Here is a 17,275-nt window from a genome sequence, read left to right as displayed (position 1 = left end):
AAAAGGTGCGCTTTCGAGGGTTGGCCAAGAACACGGCTCAGATGGTGACGTTGTTCGCCCTGTCAAACCTGTGGATGGCGCGTCGACATTTATTGGCGGGCACAGGAGAGGTGCGCGTGTAATACAGGAAATGGCGGCTGCCAAGCGCCTTGCAGCGGCCGGAAGGGCTGAAGAATGAAGAGAATGGGTCAAATTTCGACGGGGGTCGTTTTTTGAAAAGCACTGACGACTCAATAGCCGGAGAATATCCGGCTATTTCAGACCATCCCTAGCACAAGAACCAGCAGATCCTGAACGAGCGTCTGGTGTTGATTTTGCACTGGTGCGCTTCGGCAACATCGATGCTGATGCGCTCGAACAATTTAATCTATGGGAATCAGACCATGGCTTCCCCTGGCATGACTCTCCAGAGGTCATCAAAAGCGATGCCCGACATCTTGACCTTGCGCTGTGGTACGGGAATCTACTGTGCGGTCTATGCTTCGCCACACCCAGCGGCAAACGCACCGTTGTACGGATCAAACTACTGGAAGGCCATCCCAAGCGGGAGAGTGGTTCACACCCGTTGAAGAGAAGAGTCATCCAGCTTTGCGTGCTTGCCGTTACTCAGTACTGCAAGATCATTGGTGCGGAACTCATTGAAATAGATAGCCCGTTACCCGGTGCAGTCCCTATATACGTCGAAAATGAATTTCAGATGGTAAACGGTGCCCTTGTGTTGACTCTTGATGAGTAATAGCATCATTTCAGAGGTGATCGAAAAATGAGCAAATTGAAAGCAACCCAACGCGGGAAGGCCGGCAAACATAAAGGGCAGGACAACTTTGACTGCTTGTACGTACGCGGCTTGCGCAAAGCTCGTGTCACAAGCTCAATGGATTTGCGGATACTCGACCGCATCCGTCGTGGGTCCTCCGATGAGCCTGATGGTGCACTCGCAGGCTCGCGCTTGGTCAAGCTATCTGCCAGCGCGTAACCCCCACAAAGTAAGCATTAGGCGGCCCATCGGCCGCTTTTTATTTAGCGGCTGGCAACAAAAAAACGAAGCTGGCTTTCAAGCTGGAAGGCTCGCTTCAACACTTCGCTACCCCGTCATTATATGGCCTCAGATAGCCCTGGTTCCCAACGCCCCGAACCAGCGCAAACCCGCGCCAACAAGGGGCGATTTACGGTCAAACTTATTGGCCATTTCGATCCCCTTTTGGCCTCTCCTGCCGTTCTCTGAAACGCCCCACACCGCAAGACTGTGTTCAAACCGACCAGCCTTGCGGAGAACAAAAAAATGCTGACGATCTACTCAGACGATCACCACCTGCACCACGGCCGCTGCGAGTTGATGGACGGGCAATTGATGCCTTGCTTCGAAATGCCGTCCCGAGCCGATCACGTGTTGGAGCGGGTCAAGGCGCGGGCGCTGGGGCCGGTGGAGGCGCCGCAGGATTTTGGCCTGGGGCCGATCCAGCGTATCCACAGTGCGGCGTACCTGGAATTTTTCAAAGGTGCCTGGGACCGTTGGGTCAAGTACAACCGCGACGGTGATTTGTTGCCCTACACCTGGCCGGCGCGGACCTTTCGCACGGTCATCCCCACGAGCCTGCACGGTCAATTGGGTTACTACAGTTTCGACGCCGGCGCGCCGATTACCGCCGGCACTTGGCAGGCAGCCTACAGCGCCGCGCAAGTAGCCCTCACTGCCCAGGCGGACATCCAGCGTGGCGCGCGCAGTGCCTTTGCCTTGTGCCGCCCACCGGGGCACCACGCCGCCGGGGACTTGATGGGCGGTTATTGCTACCTAAACAACGCGGCCATCGCCGCCCAGGCCTTTCTCGACCAGGGCCATAAGAAGGTCGCCATCCTCGATGTGGATTACCACCACGGCAACGGCACCCAATCGATTTTCTACGAGCGCAGCGACGTATTGTTCGCGTCGATCCACGGCCATCCGGAGGCGGAGTTTCCGTTTTTCCTGGGTTATGCCGACGAGCATGGCGAGGGCGCCGGTGAGGGTTTCAACTTCAACTACCCTTTGCCAGCCGGCTCAGGCTGGGACACCTGGAGCGCGGCGCTGGAGCAGGCCTGCGGGCAGATCCGGGGTTACGACGCCGATGTCATCGTCGTGTCCCTGGGCGTGGACACTTTCAAGGACGACCCCATCTCGCAATTCAAGCTCGACAGCCCGGACTACCTGGCGATGGGCAAGCGCATCGCGGCGCTCGGCAAACCAACGCTGTTCGTGATGGAAGGCGGCTACGCGGTGGCAGAAATCGGCATCAATGCCGTGAACGTTCTTGAAGGTTTCCAAAGCGCCCCATGAGGAATAACAGCATGAACAGACTCAAGCGTTTAATGGCTCCCGCCGTGTGCGCCGCGCTGCTTTGCGGCGCTGCCCAGGCCGAGGAGCGCACCTTGCGCGTCTACAACTGGTTCGACTACATCACGCCCAAGGCCCTGGAGGATTTCAAGGCGCAGAACAGCCAGGTCAAGCTGGTCTACGACATCTTCGACACCAACGAGGCCCTGGAGGCCAAGCTGCTGACGGGCAACTCCGGCTATGACGTGGTGGTGCCGTCCAACGTGTTCCTGGCCAAGCAGATCGAAGCCGGAGTGTTCCAGCCCCTGGACCGCAGCAAGCTGCCGAACTGGAACCACCTCGACCCCAAGCTGATGAAGCTGATCGAAGCCAACGACCCGGGCAACAAGTTCGCCGTGCCCTACATGTACGGCACCATCCTGATCGGCTTCAACCCGGACAAGGTCAAGGCCGCCCTGGGCGACAACGCGCCGGTGGACAGTTGGGACCTGATCTTCAAGGAAGAGAACCTCAGCAAGCTCAAGCAGTGCGGCGTGGCGCTGCTCGATTCGCCGTCGGAGATCCTGCCCCTGGCCTTGCAGTACCTGGGCCTGGACCCCAACAGCAAGAAGCCGGCGGACTACGCCAAGGCCGAAGCGCTGATGATGAAGGTGCGCCCATACATCACCTATTTCCACTCGTCCAAGTACATGGCCGACATCGCCAACGGTGATATCTGCGTGGCGGTGGGCTACTCCGGCAGCTTTTCCCAGGCCGCCAACCGGGCCAAGGAAGCCAAGAACGGCGTGACGGTGGACATGCGCCTGCCCAAGGAAGGCGCGCCGATCTGGTTCGACATGCTCGCCATCCCCAAAGGCGCGAAAAACCCGGACGACGCCTACACCTTCATCAACTACTTGCTGCAGCCGCAGGTGATCGCGCCGGTCAGCGATTTTGTGGGTTATCCGAACCCGAACAAGGACGCCACCGAGAGGGTCGACCCGGCGATTCGCGGCAACCCCAACCTGTACCCGACCGAGGCGGCCATGGCCTCGCTCTACACTTTGCAACCGTTGCCCCGGGATGCCGAACGCGCGCGTACGCGGGCCTGGACGCGGGTAAAATCCGGCCAGTAAAGGCCGTTGGGGGATAACGGCCATTGTGGGAGCAAGCTTTGCTCCCACCAGCGTATACATAGTTACCACCAGCCCCGTTTCCTGCCTCTCTAGCATGGAAACCCCGAAGCGTTCGGCTTTGGGTTTTTCATCTATCTCGAGAGAGGGACAACTCAGATGACATCGGACCCTACCGGCACCGCCCCGGAGTTCAATGCGAGCATCAGGAGCGCGCTGCTCAACCAGCTGCTCGCAGGCCCCACCTACCCGGAAGTGGCGGCCATGCTGCTGCGCAATGCGCTCAAGAAGCTGTACCCATCACTGGATCTCGACCCGCTTACCACCGTCATCGGCGAACCGGCCTGGGACATTGTTGGTGGCGAGATCGTGGCGCGTCCCACCCGCTATGAATCGCTCAGCGATTTGCTGGCTTCGAGGGTGGACCAGAGCAAACCCACGTTGTTGATTGAAGGGCTGCACTTCCTGACCCAACTGCCGATCACCGCGCCCGAGGTGCATTTGCCGGTGCGCATCGACCAGATCGGCCGTTTGATCAACGAGCTGGTGCCGGCCATGGTGCCGGCCAGCCAGGAGCAGCAACTGGCGTACTGGAACATGCCGTTCGGCAATTACGGCCCACGCTGGCATGAACTCTCCCACACGCTGAGCAAGCTCTGGGACGTCAAGCAGATCGAGGGCTGGACGGCGACTGAATGCGACATGGCCCGGCAACTATTCCTGTACCCCGACCCACAAGACCGCAAGGACAGCTATGACAGCCACGCGTATCTGGTCGACATCGAGGAGGTCGACGGCGACGAGGTCAACCGCGTCAATGAAAACTCGCTGGTGGTGCTGATCGGCCTGATCGACAACAAAGAGGTCATCCTTGTGCACTCGTTGCTCAACGGCTACCAGAAGTTCGCTTCACGGCATGCGTTGGGACAAGCCCTTTCCGATCACCTGGGGACCTTGGTCCACCCGACGAAGATTCGCTGGCGGCTCTATGAACCCGACGGCAATATTTTCGATAGCAAGGCCTGCGGGATCATCGCGGTGCAGGTCAAGATCCTCGGCATCCCCAGCATCAGTCTGAATCCAACCTTTGCTGATGACGAACCACCGGCCCCCAGCGGGCTGGACATAGGACCTGGCGAAAGCTGGTTCCAAAAACAGTTGCCCGAATGGCTGCAGAGCGCGCCGATCTCCGACCAGATCCTGTTCGCCCAATACATGAAAAACCTCTCGGCGCTGAGCAGCTCCCACGCCGGAAAAACCTACCTGGACGATATTCCCCTCATCAAGAATTATGCGTCGCACGCGCTGAAAACGCAGATGCTGGCGGACCACCGCGATGCATCGACGCTGGACCCGGAAAAAATCGAGATCGAGATAAAAAGCCCCGTGGTCTGGGGCACCTTCGTTGTGCCCTTCAAGTTGGATACCACCCGGTTCAACCTCGTCGAACTGGCACTGCAAAACCTGATTGCACTGCCTCCGGGCAACAAAACGGTGGGGGCCCTCGACGCGACCGTGTTGCCCGCCTGGTTGACGGTGGACTACATCGAGAATCTCATCACGCAGGTCGACATCGGTCGGTTTTATCCCGACCTGATCAAGCAAAAACTGCTCGATGACCCGGCGGAGTCGAGCCGCCGCGAAAAGCTGTACACCTCACAGTTGCGCATACAGCTGCCCATGCTTGCACTGGAAGGCAAACTCCGTGGGCGGGGCAATATCGATGAGCGCGGTTGCCGTTATGTCGCGGCACTGATGGAACCCCAGGAAGCCGACCGCAAGGTAGACGGGCAAACCATCGTCCTGCGCAAACTGGCTTTCGTGCCCGAGCTGCAGCTGGGGCTTTCAGAGGATATCGTTGCCAACATGTTCGTGATCGGCCCGCAGACGCCAAGTGCCGGTCCTTGCCTGATTTATCGACCGTTGCTTGAACCGCAGCTGTGGCAATTCCCGTCGTACAGCAACTTGCTGTACACCATCAGGCAAAATGCGCCCTTGCGCCAATCGGTACTGGCGTGGCTGCCCGATGGGGTACGAGAAACCTATGGCCGAGATGTCTTTCCAGGCGCCCTGCCCTCGCCCTGGACCATCGTGGAGTTCGTGGCAGCCCCGCTGGAGACCTTGTCCAATAACGGTCCTGTCAGCCTTGGCGACGAGACCCTGGGCGCCGACTTCCTGCCACTGTTGTTCCGGGCCAACGCCAATGCCTTGGTCACGCTCGCCGATCATCAGTCGGTCTCCAATCGCGAAAGCCGTTGGGAGTCTTTCAAGCAGGCCGGTTGGCTGATTTTCAACCTGGCGCTGCCCTACCTCGGCACCACGGTGGCCACCGCGACCTGGCTCTGGCAAATCCTGGACGACCTTGAACAGCTGACGCAGAGTGACGAAGAAACCAATAGTCAGGACAAGTGGGCGCTCTTTGTCGATGTGTTGTTGAACGTCTCCTTGGGGATCATCCATTACGTGATTGACCGCACCAGGGCGAGCAAAGGTAGCCGTCCGACAGAAGCCCCGGAGATTGCCCCGCCACAAATCCCGCCAGTGCCCAAACCCAAGCTCACTATCGAAACGCTCGCGCCGCTCACCAAGCCAGAGCTGCCGCAAGAGCACTACGAGGTCGTTCATACCAGTGGTGCGTTGATCGGCAGGTCGAGCAAGCGCGCCAATCTGCTCGATAGCTTCAGCATCGCGGCCCCCGACTCACCTGGGCAACCCAGGGCCGAAGGCGCGCTCAGGGGCCTCTATGCGACGGGTAGGAAGTGGTACGCGAAAATGGCGGGAAAATGGTTCGAGGTCACCGTAGAGGGCGACCAGGTCTGCATCATTGATGGAGCCCGCACCGGCCCTCCGCTGATCCATGATGCGCACGGCCAGTGGCAGATCGATACCCGCTTGCGCTTACGCGGCGGCGGCTCGAAAGGTGCCCGGCAAAGGGTCGTCGCCGAGGCACGACGCCGCAGCGTGGAGCTGCTGACCGAACTCAACCAGTTTGAAGAACAGAAACCGGCGAACCAGAAGTTGCTGACCATGGACGCGCAGGAAATGAACCAGGCGTCCGGCGCGGCCCGGGAAACCAAGCGTGAGGCGTATCTGACGACCCTGGAAGCCCAACGAGAAAACTACGAAAAAGCGCTGAGGACCCTGATTGAATGGCCGGTCTTTCAGTCAAGGCCCGACTACCCTCGCGTCAGCCTCGGTTACCTGAACGCACAGGTCAATTTCACCTTCGCAGAAATGGATGTATTGCGAGAGCGTTTTACCCCTGCCATTACCGAAGCCATGGGCATGATCACGTCCGAGGTCAAGGTGCTGGAACAACAACACATCGATGCGGCCAACAGCATGATCAGCGCCGGTGACGACATGATCGAGCGCCTGGACTACATGGAGACACGCTTCTCCAGGCTCAAGGAGATGGGGCGCGAAGGCTTTGAGTTTGTCCACCAGTACCGTGGAAAAATGCCGGCCTACAAAAGTGACGATCTGCGGCTCATCCAGCTGGATATGTACCGCCACCTCTGCCTGTCTCTTGAAAGCGTCGAGACGATGCCTGAAAGCTGGGTGGAAATTAACCGGATTGTCGACAACGCTACGGTGGCCTTCCAAAGCCTACGCGACGCCGTGGATGAGCGAAGCATGATCCGGCTGGATGAACAAATCGATGCACTGGGCAGCCTGACGGAACAGTTCGCCGCCATCGAAGAACATCTCGACTACATGGGTAGCGAATACCAGGACAGCGCCAGCCCTGCACAGCTCACTCGCCTGACCCGGCAGATAGGCGATTGTGGAAGACGAGCGTTGCGCCAGTTGGCCCAAGCCCTCGATGAGCGAAGCAACCGGCGAAGATCAGGCCGCGCTCATGAGCCACGTCCACGGCCCAGGAAAAAATTCATCAGGGCCCGCTTCTGGGGCGTCATCAGTGGCGAGCCTCGCTTATCGCAGTTGCACGAGGAAACGGATTGGGTCGATGTGAAGAATCCGTTCTCGGATGAAATCATCGCCTCGTTCCACCGCAAGGAAACCGGCGAATGGGCGCCCCACATGATGTCCGACCCGCCTCCCCTGGCAGTCCCTTCGCTGGATACGAGCGTTCGCAAAGGCCAAGCCCTGATCGACGGGCTGACCGCGTTCAACGTGCAAATTGAACAAGACCTGAAACAGCCAGGCCGGACACCGGCCGGCGTGACGATGATCCTCAATGCACACGCCAGCCGGATGGAGAAGGTCGGCATCGCGATCCGGAAGGCACTCGACCAGGCGCAAAGCGTTGTCACCAACGAGACGATTGAAACATCAGAAGCGCAGCAGCGCTCGGCCGAAGCCTTGCGATTGCGCCTCAAAAAAGAATCGAAGGCGCTCTATGAGCAGGAGTTCGAAACCGTACTGAACATCATCAAACAGAGCCCACCCACCATGAGTGGCGTGATCTGGCTGAAGGATCGAAACCGGATTTCCATCACCAAACGGATCAACCGACAACGCATCAAGGGCCCCATACATGGTTTCCTCGACAGGTATGAAATCAAGGACAGGAAGACCAGCAAGACGCTCTGGTTCGCCGACTTTCACTACTCCACAAACTGGGTACCCGCCCGTACGTTCCTTTCGGCACGCCTGAAAACAGTGGAGCAGGTGGTTCTGGGGGGGGCCGAGGTTTCTACAAAAGGCTTCAGCCAGCGTCAGTTGATCAATCACTACCGAAGCGAAATTGCCGTGGACCAGGCCCAGCAGGTGTTTTTCCCAAAAGAGCGGCCATAAAGCCAACGCCGCCGCCGATGCCCCGGCGGCGCGCCCTCAGGATTTCCAGGCTTTCGACAGGTTCGCCAGCGCGGTGCCAATCGCCGCTGGCGGGACCGCCGCAAACCCCAGCACCAGCCCGGCGCGCACCGGCGTCGGTGTGTTGGGCAACCAATAACTGCTCAGGCCATTGATTTCCACACCCACACTCGTCGCTTGGGCGATCAGTTCACGCTCGCGCTCGATGCTCTCTACCGGGACCGTGAGATGCAGCCCGGCCACGACGGTGGGCAGGGCACCGACACCCGCAACCGCCTCGGGCCAGCCCGCCAGCAACGCATCTCGCCGAACCAGGGCGGCCCTGCGCATACGCCGGATATGCCGCTGGAAATGCCCGGCGGCCATGAACTCGGCCATCACCGCCTGGGTGCTGACTTCGGAGTGGCGCACGTCCACGGCGCGCCGGCGGGCGAAGGCGTCGACCAGGCCCGGCGGCAGCACCAGGTAGCCCAGGCGCAGGGCCGGGAACGCCACTTTGCCGAACGTGCCGACATAAAGCACCCGCCCCTGGCGATCCAGTGCAGCCAAGGGCGCCAGTGGCGCGCCGCTGTAGCGGTACTCGCCATCGTAGTCATCCTCGACGATCCAGCCGTCGTTGCGCTCAGCCCAGGCCAGCAACTCCAGCCGCCGTGGCAGGCTCATGACCACCCCGGTCGGGTATTGATGGGACGGGGTGACGTAGGCCAGCCGACAGTGGCTCAACGCGCCCAGCGCGGCGCAATCCAAGCCGTCGCCATCCACCGGCACGCCCCTGACATCGGCCCCGGCAACGGCGAACGCATGCCCGGCCGCGCGATAGCCGGGATTTTCCACCGCCACGACGTCGCCCGGGTCCACCAACAGCTGTGCACAAAGGCTGATGCCCTGCTGCGCGCCACTGGTGATCACAATTTGTTCAGCCGTGCAGTGCAGCCCCCGGGAGCTGCGCAAGTACGCCGCGATCAGCCCGCGCAAGCGCGCATCCCCTTGGGAGTCGCCATAACACAGCTGTTGCAGGTCCGGCTTGCGCCAGAAAGCCGCATTCAGCTTGGCCCAGACGTCGAAAGGGAACAGATCGAAAGCCGGCACACCGACCCTGAACGCCCGTGGCGGGCCACTGGGTGGCTGGGCCAAATGGTGTTTTTTGACACGGTTGAGCGCATCACTGTGGATAACTTTACTGGATGGACCCACAGGCAAATCCAGCCAATCTGTGGATAAGGCTGTGGGTAAGCCTGTTGAAAACCCTGTGGATACTTTTGTGGATATGTTTTTCAGCGGCAGCGCCGTCGAGGACAGTTTCGCCACATAAGTACCGTCACCGACCCGTCCTTCGATGAAACCCTCGGCGTAGAGCTGGTCGTACGCCCGCACCACGCTGTTGCGCGAAATCGACAAGGCCGCCGCCAGGTCGCGGCTGGCCGGCAGGCGCGTGCCGCTGGCCAGGCGCCCATCGAGCACCCGGGCACGCAAGGCCTGGTAGAGCTGGCGGCTGAGCCCCTGGCGGCGGTCCAGCTCGATGCCAGCGGGGTTGAACGACAATGGCGGCGCGGCGTTGTGCATGACAGCCCTCACGAATGGACCTATCGAATTGGCCGTAAGTGGCTCTTACAACAGACCAATAGCCTGCCTAGGATGCTCGCATTCGCCAAGGAAAATCGTCATGTACAACCCTAAAGCCTTTGCCGTCGAAGACCTGCCTCAACTGCATGCCATGATGGGTGATTGCCGCCTGGCCGTCTTGATCACTCAAGGTGAACACGGCTTGCAGGCCAGTCATCTGCCGTTGCTGCTGGACACGCAACAAGGTCCGAACGGAAGCCTCTACGGCCACATGGCCCGGGCCAATCCACAATGGCGCGACCTCGAAGCCGGCGCCGAAGCCCTGGTGATATTCGCCGGGGCCGATGCCTACGTCAGCCCAGGGCTGTACGCCAGCAAGGCCGAACACGGCAAAGTCGTGCCGACCTGGAACTACGTGGCCGTACACGCCTACGGCAGCGCTGAGGTGTTCAGCGATGCTCATCGTCTGCGCAACCTGGTGGGCGCCCTCACCGACCGCCACGAAACCGGTCGCGAGCAGCCGTGGAAGATCGATGACGCGCCGCCCGATTACATCGACAGCATGCTCAAAGCCATCGTCGGCTTCGCCCTGCCCATCCAGCGCCTGGAAGGCAAGCGCAAGCTCAGCCAGAACCGTAGCCCCGCGGATGCCGCCGGGGTACGCAACGGCCTTGCCGCCAGTCCCGACCCGCTGGACCGGGCGCTCGCCCACCTGATGCCTGAACAATTGTCCAAGGAGTGAACATGAGCCAACCTGAAATCCGCCTCGTCAGCGCCGACGCTCACGCCGCCTGGCTGCCGCTGTGGCAAGCCTACCTGCGGTTCTATAAAACCCAATTGTCGGACGCCGTCAGCCAAAGCACCTGGCAACGCTTGCTCGATGAGCATGAACCGACCCATGCTGCCCTCGCCTGGGATGGCGACACGGCGGTGGGCCTGGTGCACTTTATCTATCACCGTTCGAACTGGAGCATCGAGAATTCCTGCTACCTGCAAGACCTGCTGGTAACGGAACAGAGCCGTGGCAGCGGTGTAGGTCGCCAGCTCATCGAATTCGTCTACGCCACCGCCAAGGCCGATGGTTGCTGCAAGGTGCACTGGTTGACTCACGAAACCAACGCCACGGCGATCCAGCTGTACGAGCGCATCGCCGAGCGCCCAGGCTTCATTCAATTTCGCAAAGCCCTTTAAGGAGCGCAGCATGTCGACTTCACTCGCCGATTGGAAAGGTGTCCCGGCGCCCTCTGCACAGGTGCTCCAAGGGCGTTTCATCCGCCTGGAAAAGCTCGACCCGGCGCGGCATGCCGATGGCCTCTGGCAAGCCCTTGAAGGCCCCGGCGCCGACCCGAAGCTCTGGGATTACTTGCCCTATGGTCCGTTCACGGATCGCGGCGCGTTCGATGCCTGGCTGAACAACCATGCGGCCAACACCGACCCGTATTTCTTCAGCGTGATCGACCGCGTCAGTGGCGAGGTGCAGGGCATTCTCAGCCTGATGTCCATCGTCCCGGCCCAGGGCCGCATCGAGATTGGCCATGTGACCTTCGGCGCGCCGATGCAGCGTTCGCCGAAAAGCACCGAGGCGGTTTATTTGCTGGCCAAGGAGTCTTTCGCCCTGGGTTATCGCCGGCTGGAATGGAAGTGCAACAACGGCAATGCCCGCTCCAAATACGCGGCCGAGCGGTTGGGGTTCACGTTTGAAGGGGTGTTCCGCCAGCACATGGTGGTCAAGGGGCAGAACCGAGATACGGCGTGGTACTCAATACTGGATTCGGGTTGGCCGGAGATCGCGGCAGGATTCGAGCAGTGGTTGAGTGAGGAGAATCAGAGCGAAAGTGGGCAAGTGCGAGGGCTAGTAGAGTGTCGGACATCCGCTGTCGGTGGCTGACGGCCCGTTTCGGCGAGCCGGCTCGGCGTCCATCACGTAGTTGACGACCCCACCGCCAATCCTTGCGGGGAATGGCGATGGGGCGACTTGCATCAGAGCTGTAAGTAGCCCGCGACTAAGCGATCAAGGTTTCTTTTTGGCTCCAAATGGCTTGAGCGTTTCGCGCGTGACGCCCTGCCTCAGGTATCGCCAGGCCCAATCGGGCACCGCCATGTGGCTTTCCAAATACAATGCAAAGTCCAAAAGCCTGTGGCCCAAACGATTGGCTGGGAACTCAAAATTGTAGAGATATTGTTGAGCCTGTCGCTGGCCAACACCGAGTGAATCTCTAACGATTTGGTTCGCGCGCCTCCCGTCCACGCCAAGCCCAACTCTTAACGCCCTTGCAATATCCAACTCTGAACGAAGCGAGCCAGGTTGCCTGAGCGCGGCTCGAACAGCGGCATCGCTGAAATACGGCCCAACGAGGTCCTCCCATATTTGTATAGCGTGATCCCTCGGGAAGCGCTGGATCAAATTAAAAATATTCGGCGTACTTAATAAAATCGAAACCCTGGTATTAGAAACAGCTTGTCCCGAAACGCTAAACAAACCTACCACTGCTGGCGTTTCGGCTTCCGATTGTACCCACCCCAGAAACTCTACAAATCTCGTCAGGCTGTCTTGCTGCCGGATAATACTGTTCAGATTCTGATCATCGAACGGCTGCATCCAGTCAATACTTATCGTGCCGTCGTCAATCACTTCGGTGTAGCGGGTATTGGCATATTCCGCAATGATCCCAAGCCGCGCCTCAGACAGCTTCGGATCACGTAGCCACCTGGCAAGGACATTGACCGGCAGCATGCCGCCGAGGTTCGAGGAAATCACCGTTGAGCGAAGAAGCAGATTAGCCCGTCGCTGCAAATCGGGAAACCGCCCGAGGGCAACGCTGAGCAGATCGATGGTGTCTTCTACCTGATCGTAATACATGAACTGGTTCATTAACTTGGCATCGTCATTAATGGTGACGCCCGACTCACGTTGATACCTTTGCTTTACTTCATTCAGATCGGCCTGATCCACCAGATCAGCACCTTCCAGTAAATCATCCAGTTGATCATCGTCCAAATGGCCGTGCAGGGTCTCATTGTATTTTACGTAAGCCAGCTCATTCCTTGGATGATGGTCGGTCAACTGTCGAGCCCTGACACCATACTCAAGCATGATATGGATCACATCCTGAGAAAGTTGAAGGTGTTCGTTATTGAGCAGTTCGGTCAGATGCAAATCGTCGATGGGCCCCAGCAGCACGTCTTCGAAGAACCTGCGCAAGGACTGCGTTTCCTGAGTGTAAAAGGGCGCGCTACTTGGCATCAGGCGCTCCGGAGACCGAACCGATAGATAATGCCCGATCTCCTGCAACAGCTCCGGCGGCAGGATGCCGTCCCGCGCTGCGTCCAGCGTCCTTCGGCCCAAGCTGTTGGCGTGACGGTCAAGGTGATCCAGAACCGGCTGGAACAAGCGATGTGGGTTGGGGGCGTTGTAGACAATCCGAGTGAGATCAGAGAGCGCTGCCTCCTCCAAGAGCTCTTGCAACCAAGGCGCGATGTCGGAGAGCGCCAATTGCAAGCCGGTGGCCGGCTGCATCACGAAGCGGCTGATTTGCGGATGTCCAACGATATAATCGGCAGTTGCATTACGCAGCCCTTGCATCGTGAAGGCTTCCTGCGCCTGCCCTTCATTGAGCCCACGGGCGACGGCATTGAAAAAACAATCGCCATCGGCGGGAATCTCAACGACCCGCCTACCCAAAATCAAACTGTAGTGATTTTCAGCCGTTCGCCTCAAGACGATATCCGTGGATGATCTATCTGGGTGCTGACTCATCCGATAGAAGCGCTCGTCTTGCCCTGGCGTGAAGCGTACTGACCAACTACGCCCTGCGGTTATTTCGTCCATGATCAGCAAGCTCCGGTTCTGCGGCCAGCTCGGAAGACGAGTCATGACAGAGGGGACCAGGTCCATGATGTCGTTGTCCCAATGGCCAGCGGTCCGTACCCATTCGCAAGCACGAAGCGACAGAGCAGGCACTTTGGGTTTGGAAGGGCCTGGTTGTGGAGAGCTACCTGCCGGGCGTTTCCCGCCGCCCTGACCAAATCCAACCGCACGCCACTCTCCGTTGGGCATCCGGGCAACGGTACTTCGCATCACGCCACTGGAACGGATACTCAACCCGGTAGCAGGGTCGACAAGGGTGGCCTCGGTCGCCGTCAACTTCGTATGGTCGTGCACCCGGAACACCGTCCCATCGGGTTGTCGCACGTACACCGCACGCGTGACGCTGTTATTGACCGTGGGGCGATAAAAGCCCTGGGCATCGGCGGCGAGCCCTTGTAGCAACGAGGTATCTGTCACGGCATAACGGCGGTAAAGCGCGTCTTCCAAAGGCAGGCCAGCCAATGTTTCGCCCTGGCTCTGGCGGGCCGTCAGGGCCAGGAAAGAGGACTGCCCCCGCACCGGAACACTCACGCCACCCGCCACCCCTCGTCCGCCATAATTGGCCACTCTGTGGACAAAGGCCAAGGTAGCCAGGTTCGCTGGAACAGCGCCGGTCCTGACCATCAACCAGCCGGTCTTGATGGCGCTCTTGAGCAGTTGGAAGCCGGGGACCAGGAGAATGCCGGCCAGGTCCATGAACGTTTCCATCGCCATCATCACCAGCCTGGCAGACGTCTGGCGATGAACATCCCGGTTGCTGTTGGAGCGGTGATCGGCATACGCGCTATGGAAGTTGACGTGCGCGCGGTGGAGGGCCTCGAGAAGATTGCCAGGGATCAACGCGCCGCGGATCAACGGTCGGCCACGTTGTTGCCCCAACGTGCGCTTTATCTCTTCAGGATCGAGGGTGCAAATGCGTGAGCGGAAATATCCCTGCCATTGCTCTTGTTGCAACAGCCCCGCCACCCCCTCGCCCAGGCTGGAAAACTCATGATAGTCATTACCCTCGGGGCTGTCCGGAAAATAAACCCCCACGGTTCCCTTGAAGTCCGGCCCGTCCTGATCGGAAAAAACCAGGACGCCATCAATGCTGATCGCATTACCCATCGTCCCATGCTGTTCGCCAGCCCCGACACTTCCACCCAGCACAAGCGCATAGACCTGCACCCTTCGTCCCTGGACCAGGGCACGTGTCTCGGCAACGGGCGATTGCAGAACAGCCTGCTGCCAGAGAGCAATCAACTTCTTGGGCTTGGGTGGATGGAAGGCCCTATCGAACACGGTGGTCTTGAAGACTTCATCGCCCCTGAGCCCGGCCTCATAGCCTTTGAATTTCATATTGGCCAGGTACGCCGCCTGCCAGGCTGCTTTGTAGTCAGGTTTATTCATGTCCTTCCTGAGCAGGGTTTCATAACGGCCACCGGCATCAATATGCGTCGCCATCCTGGCAAGCTCGCGCCCCGTCAATGTGATCGGGAAGCCGTCGGCCGGATGCCGGATACGCTGGCCATCTTGATCGACAAGGTAGACGGCCAGCACTTCTCTCATTGCGTTCGGGTATTGAGCCGGGCGCAGGTTATCGAGCATCAACTCGGTCAGGCTGACGATACGTGACTGCCTTGGGTTGGCGCCTTTGCCATAGGAGAGCGTGACCAGGGTCTTGTCCGGGTCGGGATCAACGCCGGGGTACACCGCGTGTTGCAGGTACTGCTTGATCTTCTGGCGAGTGAACTGCGACAACGTCGGGATATCGCTACCCGTCAGTGTGTAGGCGGCTTCCAATACCTGCGTTTCCAGGCTGCGGTAGTTCGATTTTTCCGCACGTGTCGCAGTTGTATAAAAATCGGCACGGTTGTTTTCAACCAGGATTTCCCGACGCACCGCCAGCGGCCCGGCCAGCGACAACACGGGCAACCCCAGCGCATCTTCAACCTTCAGCGCATAAGCCGCCAAAGGAAGTGTCTGGTTTCCCGAGGCATTCAGGACCGTTTCCAGCGCGGCGCGTTGCTGCTGCAGCAGGTCATCCGCCGCCACGGCAAAAACAGACCCTGGCAGTTCAGAAGCAATGTCCCGGATCCCACACTTTTGTCCCGCGTAGGTCGGGCTGACGTGATTGACCAGGTCCTGGAAAGAACGGAAGCGCTGTATTCCCCCCTCAAGGGAGTACAGGAACAGCGAAGGCTGATCCGTGCGCTTGATCACCATCGCAGCGGGCCATTTCTGTGGCTTCGCGGCGCCCATGTCGAGCATGACGACATAGACATGGGGAATGGGCGCTCGCTGCAAACGGCTTCTGTCCTCCATGGACGGGTGAGTGGTGATGAGGTCCAGCAGGCGATCCTCTTCATCCTGCAGGGTTCGCGCACTTTGGGTTAACGGGGTGGCCGGATCCCGATCGACTTTGTACAAGTCGAAAAGATGCAGGAACCGCCGGGACAACAGATGAGCAAGTGCCGCTTCAGTGGTCGACGTATCGAGCGCGTCTGCGCCGTTTCTGTCATGGCGAAAGGCGCTGAGATCGTCACGGAACTGCTGCTTCAAGCTGTCATTGGTCGCGGGTTCGGCGATATAGAACACGGACTCCATGAGCGCTGGAATTTTCGCGTCCAGCGGGCTGACGAATACGCTGTCGACCTCTTCCACCGAATCCGGACGGGTGTAGAAGCCCACGCCACCGCGCGAGTAAGTGGGCGGTGTATCCGTCGCTAAACAGCCCAACATCACGTCGGTAAAGCACTGTGAGGCTGTCAATGAACGCCCACCGAATGAGTCCACGCTAAAGTGGTTCACGTACCAGTGATCCGGGTCGATGCCCTGGAGCAGTGAAGTGTGGAATTTGCGCTCAGGGATCTTTGCCTTGATGCGGCTGACCAGCAGACGCTTGAGCACGGTGTCGAACGTTGGCAAAGCAGCGAACAGACGCGCCAGCTTCACCTGATTGACATCCAAGTGCCCCAGTTGCCTGACTTGTTCTTTTTCACGGGGGCTGAGCAGATTGCCTTGGGCGTCCACCTCAGTAATGACCGGCTGCCCAATGCCCTGGTAGCCGGACGCAATGCCGGTGTGCAGTTGCTGCAAAACGTCTGGTGAAAGACCTTTGCCGTTGACCCGCAGTGACGAGAAGTCCAGGGACATATGACTTCGGTGGGGATAAACCCAACCCTCGCGCGGAGAAGGCTCAGCGGTCGCCCTGCTTTGATGGGCGATCAAAAAGCCTCGTGTCACCGCGTCACGCAGCGGCACCGATGAGGTTTTTCTTTGAGCGGCCGAATCGACTGTCTCGACCTCTTGATAGGTGACTTGTACCCGCGTATCGCCGACAAGACCCCATTGATTTAGCCATTGATCGGCGAATTCATGAGGTTGAAATCGAAAACCGTGGGGTAACAGGCTGATGGGTTTGAGCAGTACGCCAGCAGCCTGCGGCGTCACGCCAGGTGCATTTTCAGGGAAGGCAGTCATTCAGGTGTCCCGGTGATGAGTAGGGCTGGGACCCTATCGCGCCGTTTCAGCGGGAATGACGTACATATGTATAGGTGGGGCTACAGGCTTTGGAGAAAAGCGTAAGCCCAAATGTCAGCAAGATCTCACGGATCTGTGGCGAGGGAGCTTGCTCCCTCGCCACAGGTTATTTCATCAAGT

General features: G+C 59.3%; 9 protein-coding genes and 1 pseudogene. 8 read left to right on the top strand and 2 right to left on the bottom strand.

Annotated elements, in window-relative coordinates; translation table 11 throughout:
- The 5 genes and pseudogenes from AACY42_RS13500 to AACY42_RS13480 all read left to right on the top strand — a co-directional run.
- Window positions 1-122 (top strand): annotated as a pseudogene (locus tag AACY42_RS13500) (IS5/IS1182 family transposase); the annotation flags it as partial.
- Window positions 123-322: 200 nt separating this feature from the next.
- The gene (locus AACY42_RS13495; protein WP_339479936.1) at window positions 323-736 is read left to right on the top strand and encodes a hypothetical protein; all 414 of its coding nucleotides are present in this window, start codon (window positions 323-325) and stop codon (window positions 734-736) included.
- A gap of 546 nt (window positions 737-1,282) precedes the next feature.
- The gene (locus AACY42_RS13490; RefSeq protein WP_339479935.1) at window positions 1,283-2,314 is read left to right on the top strand and encodes a histone deacetylase family protein; all 1,032 of its coding nucleotides are present in this window, start codon (window positions 1,283-1,285) and stop codon (window positions 2,312-2,314) included.
- 11 nt (window positions 2,315-2,325) lie between these two features.
- Window positions 2,326-3,426, top strand: coding sequence for a polyamine ABC transporter substrate-binding protein (locus tag AACY42_RS13485; RefSeq protein WP_339479933.1), 1,101 nt, complete (start codon window positions 2,326-2,328; stop codon window positions 3,424-3,426).
- A 156-nt stretch (window positions 3,427-3,582) separates the two neighbouring features.
- A complete protein-coding gene (locus tag AACY42_RS13480) occupies window positions 3,583-8,184 on the top strand; it encodes a dermonecrotic toxin domain-containing protein (protein ID WP_339479931.1) in 4,602 nt (1,533 codons plus the stop codon).
- Between the two features lie 36 nt (window positions 8,185-8,220).
- On the opposite strand, the gene pdxR is transcribed toward AACY42_RS13480, so the two are convergent.
- Window positions 8,221-9,765: a MocR-like pyridoxine biosynthesis transcription factor PdxR gene (gene pdxR, locus AACY42_RS13475; protein ID WP_339479930.1), complete on the bottom strand. Its 1,545-nt coding sequence runs from the start codon at window positions 9,763-9,765 to the stop codon at window positions 8,221-8,223.
- A gap of 100 nt (window positions 9,766-9,865) precedes the next feature.
- Here pdxR and AACY42_RS13470 point away from each other — a divergent pair, with 100 nt between their 5' ends.
- From AACY42_RS13470 to AACY42_RS13460, 3 genes are read left to right on the top strand one after another with little or no spacing between them, the layout of a single operon-like run.
- On the top strand, window positions 9,866-10,507 hold the full coding sequence (locus AACY42_RS13470) for an FMN-binding negative transcriptional regulator (protein WP_339479929.1): 642 nt from the start codon (window positions 9,866-9,868) through the stop codon (window positions 10,505-10,507).
- 2 nt (window positions 10,508-10,509) lie between these two features.
- Window positions 10,510-10,956, top strand: a complete 447-nt coding sequence (locus AACY42_RS13465) for a GNAT family N-acetyltransferase (protein WP_339479927.1) — start codon at window positions 10,510-10,512, stop codon at window positions 10,954-10,956.
- A gap of 10 nt (window positions 10,957-10,966) precedes the next feature.
- On the top strand, window positions 10,967-11,653 hold the full coding sequence (locus AACY42_RS13460) for a GNAT family N-acetyltransferase (protein WP_339479925.1): 687 nt from the start codon (window positions 10,967-10,969) through the stop codon (window positions 11,651-11,653).
- Between the two features lie 123 nt (window positions 11,654-11,776).
- Here AACY42_RS13460 and AACY42_RS13455 read toward each other — a convergent pair whose 3' ends face one another.
- Window positions 11,777-17,095 carry a dermonecrotic toxin domain-containing protein gene (locus AACY42_RS13455; protein ID WP_339479924.1) on the bottom strand — a complete coding sequence of 1,773 codons (5,319 nt, stop codon included), beginning with the start codon at window positions 17,093-17,095 and terminating at the stop codon, window positions 11,777-11,779.
- Window positions 17,096-17,275: the final 180 nt, after the last annotated feature.

The sequence above is a fragment of the Pseudomonas sp. RL_5y_Pfl2_73 genome (assembly GCF_963970515.1).
Taxonomy (GTDB): Bacteria; Pseudomonadota; Gammaproteobacteria; order Pseudomonadales; family Pseudomonadaceae; genus Aquipseudomonas.
This window is presented reverse-complemented; position numbering and strand designations above follow the sequence as displayed.